The organism is Achromobacter sp. Root565 (genome assembly GCF_001427425.1).
Classification (GTDB): domain Bacteria; phylum Pseudomonadota; class Gammaproteobacteria; order Burkholderiales; family Burkholderiaceae_B; genus Achromobacter; species Achromobacter spanius_D.
The window spans coordinates 3,437,560-3,456,356 of the sequence record NZ_LMGO01000001.1 but is presented as its reverse complement, the minus strand read 5'-3'; the positions used below and the strand labels follow the sequence as shown (position 1 = coordinate 3,456,356).

The 18,797-nt window shown below is 54.4% G+C and carries 12 protein-coding genes; 7 read left to right on the top strand and 5 right to left on the bottom strand.

The features are described from left to right. The first annotated feature begins 300 nt into the window (after positions 1–300). The 4 genes from ASD71_RS15330 to ASD71_RS27720 all read left to right on the top strand — a co-directional run bounded on the left by ASD71_RS15330 (position 301) and on the right by ASD71_RS27720 (position 6,923). Entirely contained in the window at positions 301–1,326 is a 1,026-nt protein-coding gene (locus ASD71_RS15330; protein ID WP_056565492.1) for a YaaC family protein, read from the top strand. 536 nt (positions 1,327–1,862) lie between these two features. After that, positions 1,863–2,921 (top strand): site-specific DNA-methyltransferase, encoded by a 1,059-nt coding sequence (locus ASD71_RS15325; protein ID WP_082578911.1) that lies wholly within the window; start codon positions 1,863–1,865, stop codon positions 2,919–2,921. Between the two features lie 26 nt (positions 2,922–2,947). Further along, positions 2,948–4,966, top strand: a complete 2,019-nt coding sequence (locus ASD71_RS15320; RefSeq protein WP_056565489.1) for an McrB family protein — start codon at positions 2,948–2,950, stop codon at positions 4,964–4,966. Between the two features lies 1 nt (position 4,967). Further along, a complete protein-coding gene (locus tag ASD71_RS27720) occupies positions 4,968–6,923 on the top strand; it encodes a DUF2357 domain-containing protein (protein ID WP_082578910.1) in 1,956 nt (651 codons plus the stop codon). A 186-nt stretch (positions 6,924–7,109) separates the two neighbouring features. On the opposite strand, the gene ASD71_RS28645 is transcribed toward ASD71_RS27720, so the two are convergent. Beyond that, on the bottom strand, positions 7,110–7,982 hold the full coding sequence (locus ASD71_RS28645) for a TniQ family protein (RefSeq protein WP_369818968.1): 873 nt from the start codon (positions 7,980–7,982) through the stop codon (positions 7,110–7,112). 421 nt (positions 7,983–8,403) lie between these two features. Continuing rightward, positions 8,404–10,122, bottom strand: coding sequence for a TnsD family Tn7-like transposition protein (locus ASD71_RS27710; protein WP_082578908.1), 1,719 nt, complete (start codon positions 10,120–10,122; stop codon positions 8,404–8,406). An 863-nt stretch (positions 10,123–10,985) separates the two neighbouring features. On the opposite strand from ASD71_RS27710, the gene ASD71_RS15300 reads away from it, so the two are divergent. From ASD71_RS15300 to ASD71_RS28025, 3 genes are read left to right on the top strand one after another with little or no spacing between them, the layout of a single operon-like run. Continuing rightward, positions 10,986–11,795, top strand: a complete 810-nt coding sequence (locus ASD71_RS15300) for a hypothetical protein (RefSeq protein ID WP_156395155.1) — start codon at positions 10,986–10,988, stop codon at positions 11,793–11,795. 3 nt (positions 11,796–11,798) lie between these two features. Further along, complete coding sequence (locus ASD71_RS28030; RefSeq protein ID WP_156395154.1) at positions 11,799–13,847, top strand: hypothetical protein; 2,049 nt, start codon at positions 11,799–11,801, stop codon at positions 13,845–13,847. Beyond that, positions 13,834–15,147, top strand: a complete 1,314-nt coding sequence (locus ASD71_RS28025) for an ATP-binding protein (protein WP_156395153.1) — start codon at positions 13,834–13,836, stop codon at positions 15,145–15,147. The genes ASD71_RS28030 and ASD71_RS28025 overlap by 14 nt, the downstream gene beginning before the upstream one ends. A gap of 275 nt (positions 15,148–15,422) precedes the next feature. Here ASD71_RS28025 and ASD71_RS15295 read toward each other — a convergent pair whose 3' ends face one another. From ASD71_RS15295 to ASD71_RS15285, 3 genes are read right to left on the bottom strand one after another with little or no spacing between them, the layout of a single operon-like run. Then, on the bottom strand, positions 15,423–16,301 hold the full coding sequence (locus ASD71_RS15295) for a plasmid partitioning protein RepB C-terminal domain-containing protein (protein ID WP_056565476.1): 879 nt from the start codon (positions 16,299–16,301) through the stop codon (positions 15,423–15,425). Next, the gene (locus ASD71_RS15290) at positions 16,298–17,200 is read right to left on the bottom strand and encodes a plasmid partitioning protein RepB C-terminal domain-containing protein (protein WP_056565473.1); all 903 of its coding nucleotides are present in this window, start codon (positions 17,198–17,200) and stop codon (positions 16,298–16,300) included. Before ASD71_RS15290 ends, ASD71_RS15295 begins: the two co-directional genes overlap by 4 nt. Then, positions 17,197–18,762, bottom strand: coding sequence for a recombinase family protein (locus ASD71_RS15285; RefSeq protein ID WP_056565471.1), 1,566 nt, complete (start codon positions 18,760–18,762; stop codon positions 17,197–17,199). The genes ASD71_RS15290 and ASD71_RS15285 overlap by 4 nt, the downstream gene beginning before the upstream one ends. Between the last annotated feature and the right edge of the window lie 35 nt (positions 18,763–18,797).

The window sequence follows — 18,797 nt, the reverse complement described above, 5'->3', positions numbered from 1 at the left end:
GGAGAGCGGGGCGGCGGTTGATGAGCGTGATTAAAGTTCGCTTTCGAGGAATAGAGTTCGCTCGCGCCGAACGCTCTTCAATTTAGGGCTTCTTCACCGAATAGACCGCTAATTGCGGTCTATTTTTCATCGGACCTTTATCCAGTTCGACGTATTTTCATGGCCTAGCTTCTCTTTCTGAGGGGAATCAGCCGAATTGTGCATACGCCTACTTGGTGATAGATATCTTTACAACTTAAAACCTACGGTTAGAATCCGTCAGTAGTGATACGTCCCGATCGATGCATAGGTTCTTGACTAGTGCCAGCACACAAACTTCATATTGCGGGTAAGGGTGTCCGTCTACACGGGTCTCTAATCGACCCTGACTTCCGCACGCAGCGCGTTCTCTGCTCTGATCCTTGGGATTTTGTCTCTCTTTGGCTGAAGCGGGAACATAAGAAGAATGCGCTTTTCTACTGGGAACAGTCGAAACATTTCTTCGATGCCTCAAAGACGCTTCCCGATCTCGCGGCGCCACTAACAACGTACTACTGTTTTCTTAACGCAACGAAGGCTTTGCTGTCGGCAAAGGGTCAAGTTTTTGCGGAGAACCATGGGGTAGGCGGGCGCGCGGAGCCAGGACGGAAATCGCTGGCAAATGAGGTCGTCGACTTTCAAGGGGCCGGCGTGCTTCCTGCACTTTGTAGTTATTTGGTTGAACCAAACAATGCGGGCTCAGCGTTCACCCTGCAGGATCTTTTCTGGCAGATGCCTTTCATACACCGCGCGTACTGCTTATCGTACCGTAGTGCAACGGAGCTCTTCATTCCGCTGACTGGCAATTGCTTTATGCGGCGAGACGGTTCTCGCGAGGCTTGGTTTCAAGCCGAAATTGATCGACGCTACGTGAATGCACACACGGAGCGCCTGATTCAACCGGGCTTCGAGCTGTTCGAGGAGGGCAGCAAGCACTTCATTCGTAGAAAGCGACGCTTTCGGTGGTCTGGGCATGATATAGAGAGCAGCATCGTGGACTTCAAAAAATATCACAAGACCATACGACGACGCGTCGTTCCTATCTATTCCTCAGAGAATCGATGGTACTTGAAGAAATCTGTGGTCGATCACAGCAAGCTTGTGAACTCGCAGCTCGTGCTGATCTACGCTGCAATGCATCGCCTCAGCGAACTAAGCCGGTATGACCCAATAGCATTTTCAGGCCACTTCAACGTCAATCACAACTGGCTTCTCTCGGAGTTCATCAAATCCGCTCCAGGACAGTTCGTGTACGGCATCGCGTCCGAAATTACAGGTTTGGAGTTCATTCGTCCTGATGCCTTCTGAATGATGGGTTCCCTGCTGTGTAGCGCGCTGGACCTGCCGAGCTTCGACGAGCGTAGGCCGTCCGCCACAAAGTCCATTGACCAACTATGATTCGGCGCGGTCGCCGCTGGGCGAACCACACGCTTGGTTGCGCCTTGATTCATGTCGTTCTCTATGCGTGCCCTTCAAGTAGGATGCGACCGCCGCTCATTGCATGTCGGAACAAGGGGGAGCGACGCCGCAGGCTCGTTGGGAACCTGGTGTGGGCGAACACCCCCAAGGTGTATTACACTGCCTGCACTGCACAGGCAATTGCGGGGCGCTATGAAATTTAACGACGTCAAGAGTGACACCCTCAATTTGAGGGTCTCGCCTTCTTTCAAGCGAGCTCTAAAGGCAGCGGCAGATCATGACCAACGGAGCATGGTGAACATGCTAGAAGTCCTGGTCGCCCACTATTGCGAAAGTAACAATATCCCGATTCCCTCTAAGTCCAAGCCCAAAGTGCACGCAGGCGGCAAGGGCCAAGCTAGAGCTGCTGTAGAAGCAGCGACGAAATGAGTATGCGAAGAGATTCCCCCTACGCGGGCGAACCGCCCGCGGTGTCACTCGAGATCGCGGAAGCGATCTCGAAGTCATCCGCCAAACAGAGCCCCTCACAATCACAGAAGCGCAAGACGACCAACAAGAAACCTCAACCCACAAAGGCTAACCTGGCGCTTGTTCCGCAAGTGGCGAGTGCCGAATCGTTTGCGAATGCCGCATTACGCAAGGCAGCATATTATGCCGACGACAATGTCCTGATCTTCAACATGGACGTGCGTGAGGCCATGAAGCACTTGGCAAAGGCTGGCGTTTTGGTCAACTGCATGGTCACGTCCCCACCGTTTTACGGGCAGCGCGACTATGGAGAAAAGGGGCAGATTGGACTGGAGGAACATCCCCGCGAGTTCATCAACCAACTCGTCTCGTGCTTTGATGCCGCCAAGCCCGTCCTTGCAGAAAACGGTAGCCTTTGGGTCAATCTGGGAGACACATATTGGAGTGGTAAGGGTGAGCACAAGAGTGGAGAATCCAAGCAAAGCGCTCGGCGCTTTGGTCTTCGGCCTCAAGATCGCTCAGGCGACGGTCTCCTTTGCAAACCTAAGCAGCTGCTTCTAATACCCCATCGCTTCGCCATAGCCATGCAGGACAAGGATTGGATCGTTCGAAACGATAATGTATGGGTGAAACCCAACCCGATTCCTGACCAAGTGCGGGACAGGTGCTCGATGTCGCACGAGTACATGTTTCACTTGGTCAAGTCGCGCTGGTATTACTTCGACAAGGTTGCAGTCGGCCGTAAATCCGAAAGTGGGAGCATTCTGCCGCCCCAGGACACTTGGGAAATCCCCCCCGCTCGCCGAAGCCATGCACATAAGGCTCGCTTTTCGGAAGAGCTCGTTCGTATTCCGATACTATCGACTACACCGGCGGGTGGCGTTGTCCTCGATCCATTTGGAGGTAGCGGAACCAGCTTGAGTTTCGCGCGAAAGCATGGATTTAGGGCAATCGGTATCGATATCAAGAAGGAATTCTGCCAGGCAATGGTTGAGCACTTGGCAGAGCTGAGCTAGCACTCAAGAACAGTAAGGAAGCTTAGATGGCAAGGTACCTGACGGCGGCTCGTATCCGAGCAAGCATCGCAGCACTAGCTGAAACGCGTGCAAAAGCGGCGCTAATGGATTTCTTGATCCTGAAACGCACCCTCGCCCTTGCCGAAATTCCGCATGTTGCCATCACGCAAAGTCAGGCACCCTATCTTCAAGCAACCAAGGAGCTCGCTGGGGTCAGCTTGGACAATACGATAACGATTGGTGCTGAGAAACAGATCTTCAATGTGTTTGTTTCCCGAGAAGCCAGTCGTGCGGGATTTCGCGGCGGAAAATATATCTCGAACGGAACAGGTTCTACCATCGGCGGGAACCCTTGGCAGAACGTGGTGGAGCTCACGACTGACGATCCACGCCGGGCTGGGCTCAGAGCCGGGCATGAGGCACATCTTGAGGCACTGCTGTTGAAGGCGGCGCGAGTTGATCGCCCCAGCTTGGGTGAAACCGCCGTTTGGAACTACCGCAAGGTAGATTTGGATCCACTCATCGGAACTGCGGCGACGCCGGCGTCCCGCTTCCGGGCCTTGCGCGATCAATTTGTCTCCGACTATCAGTTGAACGAAGCAGAGATTACAGCCCTTTTTGACGACTCCCTGGGCGAGATTGCCGAAGCTGATCTTCAAGACGAACCCGCCGCTCCTGAGATGTACTTGATGGGATTAGCTCTGCCTCCAACGGAAGCGGTGGAAGCGGCCGAACCGACTGGAAAACTAAGCTCCCTAGACTTAGTGACAGCGCTCGCGGCCAAACCTTTTGTCATCCTCACCGGAGCATCGGGCACGGGAAAATCGCGATCCACGCTGCGTCTTGCCGAACAACTGCAGGAAAACTACGACGCCCAGGTACAGGGTCAGATTTTTCAGTTGGTGCCGATTGGGCCTGATTGGACATCACCGAAAAAGCTCTTGGGATTCAGGACGCCCTTCGGCCAGTTGCGGACTCGCGAAGACGGCTCAGAAACCAACGAGAGTTACGAGATCACGGAGACCTTGCGGATTATCTTGCGAGCTTGCCATCCGAACTCCACGAGCATTCCGCATTTTCTGGTGTTCGACGAGATGAACCTATCGCACGTTGAGCGTTACTTTGCCCCATTTTTGTCACTCATGGAGGCATCGTCGATCCTCGAGGATGGCGAGAGCGCGCCGATCATCGACAAGCACTCGGTCGCCGTTATTAGCGAGCTGTTGGAGCTTGAGGATGCGACCACCGCCGAAGCCGAATCAGCTAAGCTTTTGGTGACCAATGACCAGCCGTTGAAGTTGCCTCACAACCTGTTCTACGTGGGAACCGTGAATATCGACGAAACGACTTATATGTTTTCGCCGAAGGTGCTGGATCGCGCGCATGTGTTGGAAGTGAGGGCCTTGACACCGAGCCAATATGTTCAAGGCGAAACCGCCGACACTCAGATCGATTTGATCCAGGCAGATCAGCTTCTACGGGAGGCGATTGACGAGCGTGAGGAAGGCGAGTTGCGAGGCTCGAACCCCGCTGATGTATTGAACCTGCTGGCTACCAAGCAAGGCGTGCCGCAGGCGGACGTGGATACCGCTAAAGCGCTAACACTGCATGCGCTGGACGGGTGCTTCAAGCTACTCGCTCCTACTGGCTTCGAGTTCGGTTATCGAGTGGTCAAGGAAGTGCACGCCTACATGCATGTGTGGACGAAGGCGCAGATTGCGAATGGCGCGACGCCTGCCGCCGCGATGGATAGTTGGGTGGAAGGTTTGGATCGAGCTCTATTCCAAAAGGTTCTTCCCAAGATCCACGGAAACCGTTCGGCGCTGGGTGACAGCTTGAAGGCCCTACACTCGTTTCTAGGGGGCGGTCATGCAGACTCGCATCCGCCCGCCAAATACTCTATCGGGGCGGAGCTCGCGACTCGAATCGAGTCCGATGAGGCTCTAGTACTACCCGCAGGCAAGGAATTCTTTCGATGCAGGCAAAAACTCCAGGAAATGCACTCTCGGCTTTTGTCGCGGAATTACGTCTCCTTCGTGAGGTGAGATGAGCTACGTTCCGCTGCATCGCGCACGTTTTGATTTGGGCGCGGGTTGTTGGATCGACATCGAAGCTGCGCTTGGAGCAGCGGGACCACTTGTGGCCGTGATCGAAGCTGAGTCTCTACTGTCTGGGGAAGCTGAAGTCCAAGAAGGCCAGGTGCTCTCTGGCGGAATTCCTCCCATGTGTTGGCGCGATGCGGGCCACCTCTTCGAGAAATTTCAACTTCGCGAAGACACCGACTACTACGTGGATGTGCTTGCACCATTTCCGCTTGATGAGGCGCGCCAGCGACTTTCCGAAAATCCTGCATGGCCCTTTGCGCAGCGACTTTCAAACGCCTACGCATCTGATCCTCCGCGACGCTGGAAGGAAGTAGATGGCCGAACGCTGGTGACGGGACAGTTGCGACTGCGGTCACAAGCCGGTGTGCTCGATCTAAGTCCTGTTTTCGGCGGTGAGCTGCGTGCCGAAATTGCATGCCGCAAATTGCGTTACTTCGAGGAATTCAAGGATTTGCTCGACAGCCTAGCCGAAAAGGCCGCGGAGCTCCTGCTTTCCTACGATAGTCCAGTGTCGCTTTCGTTCGAGCAGGCGGAAGTGCTGGCAACTAACGAGGCGGCGCTGCATTTCTTGATGCGCCACGTTATGAGTGCTGCGAACCTGCCTGCAAGTCTTGAGGAAATCCTATCCGACCCTCATGGAAGCATGCGCGAGCGCGTCGAGACAGTGGCTATTAGCGAGATAGTGGAGGCTGATTCGGAGCTTATAGCTGACGGTGTCGAATATTCTGATCTTTGTCGCGGAGGGCCTTTGGCAAGACTGTTCCGCGGCTATACCCCGTCGCTACTTCCGCAGCGGGAGAGTTTCGAGTCGCGCGACACCCCTGAGAACCGCTATGTCAAAGCTTTCTTAGAGCATTGCAGTTTATTGGCGCGCCGTATAGAAGGCGGCATGCAGCGTAGAGGTCGAAAGGCGTCAGCGCGGGAAGCAAGGGGCTGGTCTATGGCTCTCGATGATACGTTGCAGCATTCCATGTGGCGGGAGGTGGGCCCGCTTGCGCAGATTCCGACCAACTCTCAAACGCTTCTTCGCAAACGCGGCTACAAGGATCTACTGCGCTATGACCTTTCGCTTCGGATGTCATTGGGCCTAGCCTGGAAGCAAGGAGCGGAGATCGCGGACGGTTTAGTGGGCGACATTCGTCCGGTCAACCAAATCTATGAATATTGGTGCTTCTTCATGCTTCGGGAGATCCTACTTGGAGTCTGCGCAGAGAAGGGAGGGGGAAACTTCCTCTCGGTGTCAGCCGATGGTTTGCGTGTCCAACTCTCCAGAGGGCAACGTAGCGAGTGTCGCTTTGAATTCACCGCCGCAGATGGCCAGAAGGCTCGCGTTTCCTTGTTCTATAACCGTCGTTTTGTGCGCTCCAAAACGCCCAAATTGAATTGGGAAGGCAGCTACACCTCGTCATTTGCGCCTGATTTCAGCGTAAGAATCACACAGGCAGCGCCGAATTCAGTCGCTCATTGGCTGCATTTTGACGCAAAGTACCGACTGCAGCGGCAGCAAACGGAGGAGCTCTTTGATGACACTGAGAACGAAGAACAAGATGCTCCGAGTGCTGACTATCAGGATGAGTTGAGTCGTGTGCACAAGCAGGAGGATCTTTTTAAGATGCACACGTATCGTGAGGGAATTTTGGGCTCCCGCGGTGCATATGTTTTGTTCCCTGGGGATGGAGCAGGCGGCAATGATGTGCCTCCCAACCCGAACTTCTTTGTCCGGCATCCGAGTGCACTCGGGGGAGGTTCCCCTCATCGCTTGCCTAGCGTAGGAGCGTTTGCCTTGTCGCCCGGTGGAGGCAATGCACAGTTGGCAGCAGTCCGTTCTCTACTGCTCGTTGCGCTTTCGGCGGTCGCTAGCGGGCAAGAGTATGATGAAGAGCGGGCCTTTTTTTGATCGGGCAGCGTTGCATTGCCGGTACAGAGGTCAGTTCGCATATGCGCCAACCAGTGGTCCTGGGAAGTCACTGGACATGTTGAGTGAGAGTTCAGGACTTGAGCATGCTTGTGCCTGCAGCGAGTCTTCTCGACTACTCGAAATTGGCTGACACCGCTGATTTGCGACACAAATTGATTGTCGTGTTCAGCTTTCGAACAATAGGGCCGCCGAGTCTCCATTCGCGGGCCGGCTTGTTGCAGCCAGTATGAGCGCCACGAGCTTCCCCGGCGCCCTACCTCGCATTAGTGCGTCGAACGAACAGCGGAGGTGTCGAACTGCCTCCGCGCCCATGAGGTGCGGGAAATACTGCTCAGCCCATGTCGAAGGCACCAGGCGTGTGAGGAGGTCGAGCAATGAGATCTGGGCTCCAGATTCTTGCCAAATAGTCCGCAGACGGTCGCGCACGCCTTGGCTCATAGATGAGAGAGAGCCCGCGATAGCCATTCCTAGGATGGCTTGTGCAATGAAGTGGTACCTTCTGATCACCCCATGCTCTGCTGCCCGAATCAATGCTGGCTCTAAGGCCACGGACGTAGACAGATGATTTGCTGGTTGGAGAGTGAAGTCGTTCATGACGCGACTTGTCCGCAACGGGCTTTCGTGCTGAAGGCACATGTCCACGCCGCAGATATGATGAAACCTCCGCCAGTATGAAAACCCATAGGTCTCAAGGTCCTCGCTTATGCACTTCGGGCAGAGCCTAGGAATGGAGGAAGCGCAGCATTCTCGGCTCGGAAACTGGGCTGTGGCGCCAGGCTCCCATTGAACCTCTCCGCCGACCGTTTTTACGCGGCATAGCTCGACCAGTGGATGTAGGGTATGTTGACGCCAATATGTTTCCGGAGACATCTGCGAATGCTCAGCGACGACTTGCAGATGACCATTGAGGAACTTTACGTTCTTTCCGGGTTGGGCTCGCGGCATTGCACGAGGCAGGCACTTACCGTTCGTCAACGGCCGGTTGAGGCGCGCGAATCGCGCATAGTGGCCAGCAAAGAACTCACCGGGCATCGGCATCACAGCGATCATCTCTTCCGCTCCTCCTTTGTTTGGGCAGGTTTGAGCAAAGACAGGCTTCGTATCACTGCGGCTAAGGCGTTTGCGTGGGCCACCGTTCCGTCCCACACCTCCTCAATCGCTGCGCGAAGAGCTGTGTCTTCGAGGGCCATGAATTTGCCGCGCCTGTCCAAGTTCAGAATTGCATAATTGCATAGTTCTGAAAAAACAAGATTTGGCTTTGCAAGATTTCCAGACAGTGCTCGGCTTATTTGGCTCTGGGGCACGCCCAATGCCATAGATAGCGTGAGCTGCGTGATACCTGCTTCTCGGAAGCGCGCTGAGAGGCTCCGGGCTTGGGCGCGAAAACTGGAATGTTCCATGCTTCAATTATGCATAAATGCATAATTGGAGCAAGCAGGCTGCATTTTCGATGTGGCAGCTAGAGAAGGTGCGGGTCCTGATTTCCGAGACGGGCCCTGGCAGTCACGCGATCGATTCTGGATCGAGTAAGGGGCAGGTGACTGAGTTGACCCAAACGGCGCTTTAACTCCGGTATCGCTTGATAGAGCTGTTGAAGCGTGATCCGCCTGAGGGGATCGCGGTGGTACAGCTCAAGCGCTGTTCGTTCGACGCACCGCGCAAGGGCTTCGTCGCGACTATCCCAGTCTACGGTTTGGCGTTTGCGTGGTGCTGAAGGACGGGCTAGGAGTTGTTGCTCTATGAGCCAGGCGCGGTCATTTCTGTATAACCACGCAAAGGCTCTAGGTGCGATCGCACGCAACATTTTCCGTGACGCATCGCCATTCTGTTGCATTGCTGTAGTCCATTCCTGACGAGCAGCGAGCTGACGTTTTCGCATTACGACCTCATGCCACCGTTCCTGTAGTCCTATCTCGCTTAGAAGGATTCGAGTGACAGTCTGCACTGTCACTTCATGACGAGAGGCGATCTCGCACTTCCCATCGCCATTTTTTAGGGCTTGGATGATCAGCTTTCGTGTGTGTTCCTGTGTTCGTTTGGGCCGTCGGGGTGTTGTCATCGCCGCTTTGGTAGCCCATGCGATGGCCGTATTCACTGTCACGCCCACCATCTTGGCGGCTGCTGTAACCGAAGCGCCGCGAGAAAGTGCCGCGGCCAATTCGTGTTGACGCCCGACAATGGTCGCTGTGGAAGGTGTCCCCTGGGCAGGCTGATCATTCTCAATCGGCAAATCGCTCGCTAAAGAGTAGGCCACCTTGAACGTCTTCCAGTCAGAGAAAAGCCAAAGAATTAGTGCGAAGTGGCGCAAGGGGTGCGTGATCCAACGCCGACCGCTCAGGACAGGTTGGATCTGAGAGAGGCCTTGTTTTGCATCCAGGGCAAGCGGCTTAAGCTCCGGAATCACACGCAAGGGTGCGACGTAGCGGGCAAATTCAGTGCCCAACTCTCGCATAAGCTGAGAGCGGGCGATCGAATCTCCGCCGATGATGGCCGTGGAATAAGCATGCACCAAGGCTTCGGGCCGCCATCCGCCAGGAGGCATGTCCGTGATCGCGTCATTGGTCAGCTTGGCTAAGGCCAGTAACGAGCGCGCTGTTGCTTCATGTAGGCGCGGGGTTGGACCCAGTACCTGCTCTGTTGGAAGGACCCAAAGGAATCGCCCTACGCCAGTGGATTTGACTTGCGATTCACGCAGTGGGCGCGAGTGCGTCGCGCACATCCAAACGCCGGGGTACTGATGTTGTAGATGCCAGCACGTGACGCCGAAAGTGCTGAGATCGTGAGCCATGCACTCGTCACAAGCCTTCAGAGGGAAGTGAGCGCGGAAGCGGCTCGACGTTATTCCCAGACGGAACTTCATCGCGCCGACACCGCCGCTACAAGCTTGGCTAATTGCCCGCTCCGCAATGGAAGGAGGCTTCCAAGAAAGAAAGTATGGGAGCAGGGTCCGGCCAACTAGCTCAAAGGCGTTGCCCAACTGCCCTCCTGTCACATGCTCAAAGTAGCTGAGGTGAGTTGGGAAATCATGTTGGGTACCGCGCTTCGGATGGCCAAACAAGACTTGAGACGTTGCATGCGAAAACACGTTCCCAGTCAAAACGTGAATCCGACTGCATAGGCTGAATAAGGTTTCGTCCTCAATCCAGTCAGAAATTGGCAGTGGCCATAAATCGTCCATGACTCGCCCTATGGTCAATCATGGATGATTTTATATGCAGCTTGCTTTGTTAGTACTGCGTAGTGAAAGGTTTTTGTTTTAACCCAGGTGCTTGATGTTATTTTAACCCATGCCCCATTTAAAAAGGGGATTGCACGATAATAAATGAAAGTCGCGTAATGAGGAAAACCCCATTTAGGAAAAAATAAATCGTTGAGAGTTTCCGTCTGCAGCGTGGAGGAATATTTGTGGCAAAATTTCAACGATACTTGCGCCGGCGCCATATCTGGTGGCTACGCCGGTGTGCGTCATACCTCTTTCCGGCGCTAATCGGCTGGGAGAGTCTGGCCCCCCCTAGCGCTATTGGGGATTGGGGGCGCGGCGCATGAGCCTATTAGAGGTATTTTTTGCCGCGCGCCCGTATCAAGCGCGGGAGGGGCATCTATTGCTCCGTGCAAGAAAAACCAACCAATCGCTGGAGGAATTAATCACGTAAGAAATAGAGAGAACGGAGAACTTGCACAAAGGCCAGTTGCTCCTGCAAGAGCAACTGGCCCCAAAAAGATGTGCGTACGTGTGGAACGTAGGCCCATCTTGATCGATGGGCTGCACTTTGTCAAGTGTGGCTCGGGATACATTCGTGCCTACGAATATGTGCATTTTCTCCATTGATTATGACTTCACCGTCAGAGATATGGAGAAACTATATGAGCCGAAAAGCCCTGGTTAGCGCAGAGCGGCTAGCCATTATCAATTCACGTCAGGATCCTCCCGGATGGGGACCTGACTATATGCCGTCCATGCGGGCAACAAGGGACGAGGCGCCGACACGAAGCCGTCCCTCTATGGTTCGCGCTGCGGCATTGGGACGTGCAATCCACTGCATGTCTCGTGCAGAGTTCCACGCGACGGTCCTGGCGCTGTATCAACCAAGGTTGTTCGATCTACACGAGCAGCACGCGCTATCGACAGTCCCAACCGCGCATCCGTTGGCTGCCCACCCTGAAGGAAGGGGGCTCTCACTCCCACGCCTTGAAGGAACTGTCCTGGTCGCCGAGCGATTGGGACTACTGATGCGCCATCCGGTGGTTCTCATGACCGTGCCAAGTACGGATGGAGGCTCGACTTTCGAGCGGGTTCCGTTCCCCTACATTGGTGATCTCCTCCTGTTCCTCAGAGATCAAGAAGGCCCTTACTGCGTGAACTGGACCGTCAAGAAGACGAGTGAAGACTTCAAGCGCACGTCCTTTCAAACGTGTCGACAGCCCAATAAGGCCGAGGAGCATGCAGCTCGTGCAGAGGACCGACATCGTCTGGAGGAGCTGTACTTCGCGTGCGCGGGTATCAAGACCGTTCGCGTCAGTGAAGACCTGCTGAATGAAACGGTGAAGTTCAACCTGGCCATGCTCATTCGAGCTGATCACTTGCCGGATGATTTGCCGTCAGAGATACGAGCTGAGCTGGTCGAGCGCTTCAAGCTATGCGTGCTGTCTCGTGAGGCAATCTTGCACCATATTCCTAAGATGGTGAACGCCTTTTCCTGCTCGCAGGAGGAGGTGCTGACTGTGCTGTATCAGGCCATCTGGCGGCGAGAGCTTCGTGTTGATTTGTATCGTCCGATCATGATTGACAAGCCTATGCATCCCGAGCGTATGGATGTGCTGGACATGTATGCATCTTGGTTCGAGAGGTGAGCCATGCAGATAGGTTCAGAACTGCTGATCCCGGAAGGCTTCGCAGGCTTAGTCTCCACGGTGTCGTATCACTTCCTGCGAAGTTCTACCCTAGATGATCGGGTCTGGCTCGCATTCTTCCGAAAGCAAGGGAAGGAATGGTGCGGAGAGCTGGTCTCGCTGCCAAAAAGTGAATTTGAACGAGGTCTCCTAACTGGAAAAGTCTCGGCGAAGAAAGGCGGGCACACATTACCGCCGGGGCTTTGGGGCAGCGAGGGATTGAACTTGCTTCAGATTGATGAAGATCGGTCGGACAAAAAGCGCAGCAACCTGGAGCGCGCACATAGAAGATTACTGCATATCCAACCGCTACTTCGCCCAGAAATGTTGATCAAGATTTTTTCCGCATCGTCGCCCCACCTGGTCATCAACGCGCATGCTGTCGCGATCGGCCAGACGCAGCGCCGTGTACGTTTTTGGTTTCTGGCCTACCTCTGCTTCGGGCAGACCGTTTACGCATTGTTTCCGAACTATCAGCAAATTGGACGCTGGGATAGGCTGAGTAAATCCGGAGATATTCCCTACGGGCGCCGGTCCTTGACTGCGGGTCTTCACGACAGAATTAGGGTAGACAAAGAAACGAGGGCAAGGATTGCATACTCCTACCAGGCACTACGGTCTCCGGGAAAGGCCCTCGCAGAGATCTATAGGGAAGCCGCCACGCGATACTTTGGATGTACGGCGGTCGAGCGCCCCGACGGTAGCAAGATCTTCGTTCCGAAGCCAGGTATCCCTTTCCCCTCGCTGGACCAATACACGCGTTGCGTGAAGAAGCACGTCGGAGAGGAGGCGCTTAACGTACAACGTTATGGTAACAATCGGGCACGCAGGGTATACCAACCATCGAGAGGCAAATTTTCCCAGCCGTTACGAAACTTCATGGAGGTCGTTGAAGCCGACGCCTATCACTGTGTTGACCGGCCGCGATCCTATTTTGGCCAAAAAGTGCTGGATAGCGTTTGCGTAGTAAGAGGGATCTGCGGGACAACCGGCTACGTCTGCGGTATTGGATTTTCTTTTGGCGCAGAAAGAAGTTCAGCATACAACGCGATGCTATTTAGCATGGCGATTGGAAAGAAGATATTCTGCAGCCTCTTCGGGATTGACATCGATGACGATACCTGGCCCGGCTGCGGGCTTCCCGGCGGGATCATTGTTGATCGGGGACCTGGCGCAGCAGCTCTCAGCCTGGAACCGCTAAATAAAGAACAGGGCGAACATATCCCATGGGCGTTCAGTGAACTCACCCCATCAGGTGCAGGGCAATCGAAGGCAACGGTGGAATCGTCGCATCCTCGGTCTTTGTCATCGGAAGAGCCAAACCAGATCGTTCACGGCGAACTAGATCCGGTACACATGGCCGTGCGGGAAATCCGAAGAGCCATTGCCGACAACGAAGCCTCCTCCGCCGACGACAGAATTACGCCAGAAATGATTCGAGACCAAGTTCGTCCTACACCAAGAGCAATGGCTAAGTTCCTCATCGGGCGCGCACGCACCGACGCAAAGCAAGTCCGCTTCGAAGACGCGGTCAGGGCGTACTTGCAGAAAGTGGACGTGAAAGTGAATCGTGACGGGTTGAACTACAACGAGTTGCGCTATGACTCGCCGGCTCTCCGAGAAAGTGGTGTTTTTGGTAGGACTGCTGGATCGCCCCCCCTTCTTGGTTACGTGCTGCCGTTTTGTATGCGTTACATGTGGGTTGAAACCCCGCGGGGATTGGTCGAGGTCGACGGGACCCTACCCATTCAGGACGATCCAGGTCAACTTTATCTCTCGCAGGTTGATCTCTTCGAGTTCAAGCGATTGAAAAAAGAAGGACGACGAATTCAGAAAATAAATGCGTCCGCCGTCATAGCTGAGCAACACACCGAATACGAACGGCAAACCGGGAAGCGTTGGTCGGATGGCATCATCAAGAAAGGCCGGCGTAAGGTAGGCGAGCGCGCTTCACGCGAAGAGTCAAGCCAAATGAAAGCGATACTTGAAGGGAAGAGTCGTGGGCATCGTTGAAAATCCGTGGCAAACGCGATTTAAGGGCCTGAACTCCCTGGACAACATAAGGGCTAGAGTGGAGGTGAGACCCGATGTGATCGACGGGTTGGAAAAGGAGCCGGGCGGTGTGGTCGAAGTAGAGGTAGGTATGGCGCTAAGCCGAATTTACCGACCGTCGGCGCAGGAGCTATGGATCCTGCTGTACCTACTTGAACGATCGATGGGGCATGCCAAGCTTGCCTATTCGGACCGCGAAAAGTACGCCGGGCGCCTGTACTCGCCGATCTACGACACGGCTTCTTCAAGCCCGGCGGTCTGCTTGCTAGGCCCGGCCGGAGTCGGGAAATCCCAGCTTGCCAAGGCCTTTCTGCGCCTCATGCCAGACGATTGCACGATTGACGTGGACCACCATAAAAACATACCGCTACAAGGAGCCTGGCTCGTCACTGCAAACCCGCACGAAAGCGTGATTCAGTCATTGGTCCCATTCCTGGGGCAGGGTGAGGCAGATATGCGCAAGGCTGGACATGCTGTTGTGCTCAAAGCGGCAGCGGCGATTGCCTATCGAAATGGACTTTCGCATATCTTGGTCGATGAGATGCAATTTATGGTCGGAAGCGATCGTACGACCCGTATTACTAAGACGTTACTCGACCTAAGACAGCTCGGAGTCCCTTTCGTCTACATTGCTAATCACAGTCTTTGGCGGTCGCTGAGTAAATCGCATGCGCAGATCGCTCAGCGTCTCTTGGCGAATCCGCTACAGCTATGTCCGGATCCGCCTGATTCGGAAGACTGGACGGGTTACCTGATGGAATGCTCTCGAGTGCTATGTAGCTATCTGGACGAAGACCTTGCCCTAAGGGCAACGCCAATATTCGACATGACGGCAGGCCTTAAGAGATTTGTCGTGCTGTTGCTGCAGGGCGCATTCAGAATTGCTTGGAATCAGCGCAAACGGCGGGTGGCGTGGCCTCACATTATTGCTTCATACCACTCACCCCAATACTGCATCTCTCGAGAGCAAGTGGAGATGGCACTCAACAAGTACGAGAAAAGCAAGCGGCAGATTGACTACGAAAGCCCAGTTGCAATGTCTGGCGAGCAAGCACGAGGCGTGGAGGATGCGAGAGCGAAATACACAGAACGCGTTATGGCGAATCGCGCCTTGGTATCGGCTGTGCCGGTCGGTGAACAATGTGCTTTGCCTGAGATAGATCTTCAACCTTCGCCAAAGCGGGTGCCGCGACCCAAGGCACCACCACGGACAGTCCATTCTCTGATTGACAGCGCATCTCGGCTGAGACGTAGAATTTAGTCGAAGCGAGTATTTCTTTGGGGGCCTACACAGTCTATCTCAAAGTATGGCCGCGCTCCTGGTTTGCTGGCTGCTCACGCTGCGCTATGAAGCCAGGCGTAACTCCCTTGCCTTGCCATCGAATCGCCTAGCCCAGAATTGCCAGGCGCCCACATTTGGGAACAGATTGCCTTCGCTGCGACGTTGCTTGATCGTCCTACGCCAAGCGCTTCTCGAAATCGAGACTAATTAAATTTAGAGGCGCTACGATTCGATCGTAGGACTCTTCTGGGTAGTCATTTCTCTTCCAGCGAGACAGTTTGAACGATGCGTTCGAGTTCGGTCAGCATGCCCTGCTGGTGCTTTCCCAGGTATCGGTGAATCGCGGCGTTGCCAAGTAGTTTTGATAAAAATCCTTTGGCGAGAACTAAGTTAAGGATGTCTTGCCCATACGATTGTTCGCACAACTTGAACTGACCGAACACGTTGCTCATTTCCCGCTCCATCTTGTCGGCTTGCTCCGGTGTTAGGCCCCGGATCTTCTTGGGCTTTGACTCCGCCACGAGCATCTCTTTCGGAGTGGCGGCATGTAGCGCTTGTGCATAGGCCACAGTCATGTTGTTTGCCGTTACCATCAGTTCCACGCATTCGATCTGACGTGTGGGTTTTAACTTACGTAAAACACCGCTAAGGTTGGCAGAGAAGTGTTGGTCCTTGAGAAGCTCCGCAGCCTCCCTGCAGACTCCATCAAGCAGGTTCATCTTCTTGACGATTGACGAGATGTCCAAGCTTAGCGCCTTGGCTAGCCGTTCCTTAGGGACACCACGTTCAACAGCTCGTCGGATCATCACATGCTCTTGCACAGACGATATGCGATTAAGGCGATTGTTGTACGTATAGGTTTCTTCATCTGTTGCAACGAGGCATGGGGCAGTTGTGAAGCCGAGGTGCTTGAGAGCAAGAATGCGAATGTGCCCGTCCAAGAGGACGTGTAGATCACCGGGCGGTACCGCGCGGCCGACCGTAAGTGGTTCGATCAGCCCAACCTCTTCGATTGAAGAAACAATCTGCTTAAACTTTCGCGTGTCAAGAATGCCTTCCGAAATCTTGTGTGATGGCAAGATTCTTTCGAAGGGTAGTTCTATGGGCTCTGGGATAAAACCAAGGATACTCATGCCGTATGTCCTCCGGGCCAGACCCTCTCCGCAAGATACTTCGGTAGCGTATCTAAGTTCTCAGCTCGAAGCAGATTTATGAAGTTCTCGTCGCTCAGAAGCTCTCGAAGAGCTTCAACAATGAAAAGTAATCGCTGCTGAGAGAATTCTGCTTTCCTTATCAATAGCTTTTGGCGTTCCACTTCGCGCTGATAATTGCGGACGATGCTTGAGGAGGTAACCGTGCTTTTGGTCTGGGACCGTCCGTGGGAGATAGTGCGGCCGAAGGTGCGACGCCGGTCAATGACGCGTCGGGCCTGGATGAGTTGGTTGCCGCGTAGCTGCCCGGACTCGTACGCGTCCTGCAGAGCTGCCTGAATGGCCTTATCATCATTGCCCGCGCCGGCAATAGTGATGGCCGCATTGAGCGGAATTCGGGCCGTCTCTACAGCAGCCAATAGTCGTTCTTCACCGTTCTTAAGAAGGTAAAGAATTCCTTGGATGTAATCAGCCCCGAGCCCGGTCTTCTCCGATATTGCGCGCTTGTCATAGCCCTGATCTTGAAGCCGTTCTATTCCTCTCAATAGCTCAAGTGGATGATACTTGCGGCGCGCAATGTTCTCAGTCAGGCTCATGATGAAAGCATCTTCGTCATTCGCATCGACAATTAGCGCAGGAATAGTGCTCTCTCCCAGAGCCCGAAACGCTTTCAAGCGGCCTTCGCCACAGATCAACAGGTATCGCGATGTGCCGTCGGCTCCAATACGCGGTGTGACGCTGATGGGTTTTTTCAGGCCAATGTCGCGAATGTTTGTCACTATCTCTTGAAAGACGCGATTGTCGCGTTCCCGTGGGTTGAGCACGTCGATGAGTGTCAGCGGGATCATTCGCAGGTCGGGCAGGGGTTGATCCATTGTCATGCTGCCCGCCGCAGACGACTACGCTCCGCCATGCCGTAGAGGTAATCGAGATCGTCAAATCGATAGCTCTCAAGCTCGACTCGGTTGTGGTCGGCAAGGTTGAGCGTTGGCCACCAGACATCCACGCGAGGCAATAGGTAGTAATCTTGTGGATGCTGATTGTTGTCATTGAGACGTATTGCGACCGTGATATCTGGAGCTAGATTCGTGTCGAACCGAACTTTCCATCGTCTATGACCCGTCCCAAGTGTCTGACAACGTGCCAGCACCAGAGAGACAGTAAACTCGCCGTTCACATCTAGCATGTCCGTCGTGGGATCTCGTCGAATGACTCCGCCCAAGGCGCAGATCATGCTTTCGGTGTGGCTGAGGATGTCTGGGTGCAATCGTCTCAGGAACTGATTCACTTCGAGATACTGATAGCTTCGATCGGGAGTGAAGCCAACGGCGTTGTAGGCGCGAAGTAGGCTGCCAAAGCGGTGTGCGTACGCTGCAGAGGACGGCATTCCATCGGTCTCATCAATGATCAAGCCGGAAAGGTATCCCCGCCGATGGTAGAGGCTACTCAGTTTTTCCAGCAGTTCTTCGTTGCTGTACCGATGCGCTCGTGCACGAAGAATTCCTTGGGCCGTGTAGAAGAGCTCGCTGGGAACGATGGCCTCGAACGCTCCATTCTTTCGGATCCACATGTCTGGCTTGTTGAAGACCCGAAGCTTTCTAAGCTTGAATGAAACCCTGTTATAGACGTTGTTGCCAATGTACTTCTCATTGCTGAGAACCTGGCGCACTGTCGCCCTTGTCCACTCGCGGCCTAAATCGGTCGGAATTCCCTGCGCATTGAGACGAATTGCGATTTCCAGTTCAGACGTTCCATCATTGACAAACCAGTGGTAGATCTGATTTACGGTTGCAACCGCTGTTGGGGATCCGGGCATGAGGATGACCCTATCAGTCTGGAGGCTCTTGTGTTGGCCGCGGGTTAACTCCCCCTTTACTGAACCCACTTGGTCGATCAATATGCGCCTCAGACCGAACCCCGCTGGCCCTCCCTGCCGGTAACCTAGCTCGATGAGGCGGCATTGGCCTGCGAAGACCTTGGAAGATAGCTCTCGACTGTACTCCCCGGCCATCGCGCGCTTCACGCCTTTGACAATGGTCGATACCGGCGAGCCGTCGTTCTCGAATTGCTCCGCGCAATATTCAACCTGGATGCCTGCGCGTCGACAAACGTATTCGTAGTAGGCGCTTTCATCTACATCCTGGAATCTTCCCCATCTGCTGACGTCGTATACGAGGATGACTTGGAAGTCGGCGTTGCGTGATTCGACATCGCTAATAAGCTGTTGGAGCGCTTGTCGGCCGTCCATGCGTAAGCCACTCTTCCCTTCGTCGGCATAGGTTCGTACGATCTCCAAATGATGTCGCTCTGCATACTCCCGGATTTTCTCTGACTGGTTCTCGGTCGAGTACTTTTGGTGATCGGTCGACATGCGCACGTACTCGGCCGCCCGCACGTTGGCCGGTGGTTGTGGGGTACCGATGTCGGGCGTTGCCGCTGGCATGTGATTCGGCATTAGGAGCGATTGGAGGCTTTCAT

Excerpts from the sequence above, each read along its gene's own strand:
- ASD71_RS15325 (WP_082578911.1), top strand. The coding sequence starts at position 1,863 with ATGAGTATGCGAAGAGATTCCCCCTACGCGGGCGAACCGCCCGCGGTG.
- ASD71_RS15320 (WP_056565489.1), top strand. The coding sequence starts at position 2,948 with ATGGCAAGGTACCTGACGGCGGCTCGTATCCGAGCAAGCATCGCAGCA.
- ASD71_RS27720 (WP_082578910.1), top strand. The coding sequence starts at position 4,968 with ATGAGCTACGTTCCGCTGCATCGCGCACGTTTTGATTTGGGCGCGGGT.
- ASD71_RS28645 (WP_369818968.1), bottom strand. The coding sequence starts at position 7,982 with ATGCCGATGCCCGGTGAGTTCTTTGCTGGCCACTATGCGCGATTCGCG.
- ASD71_RS27710 (WP_082578908.1), bottom strand. The coding sequence starts at position 10,122 with ATGGACGATTTATGGCCACTGCCAATTTCTGACTGGATTGAGGACGAA.
- ASD71_RS15300 (WP_156395155.1), top strand. The coding sequence starts at position 10,986 with ATGTCTCGTGCAGAGTTCCACGCGACGGTCCTGGCGCTGTATCAACCA.
- ASD71_RS28030 (WP_156395154.1), top strand. The coding sequence starts at position 11,799 with ATGCAGATAGGTTCAGAACTGCTGATCCCGGAAGGCTTCGCAGGCTTA.
- ASD71_RS15295 (WP_056565476.1), bottom strand. The coding sequence starts at position 16,301 with ATGAGTATCCTTGGTTTTATCCCAGAGCCCATAGAACTACCCTTCGAA.
- ASD71_RS15290 (WP_056565473.1), bottom strand. The coding sequence starts at position 17,200 with ATGACAATGGATCAACCCCTGCCCGACCTGCGAATGATCCCGCTGACA.
- ASD71_RS15285 (WP_056565471.1), bottom strand. The coding sequence starts at position 18,762 with ATGCCAGCGGCAACGCCCGACATCGGTACCCCACAACCACCGGCCAAC.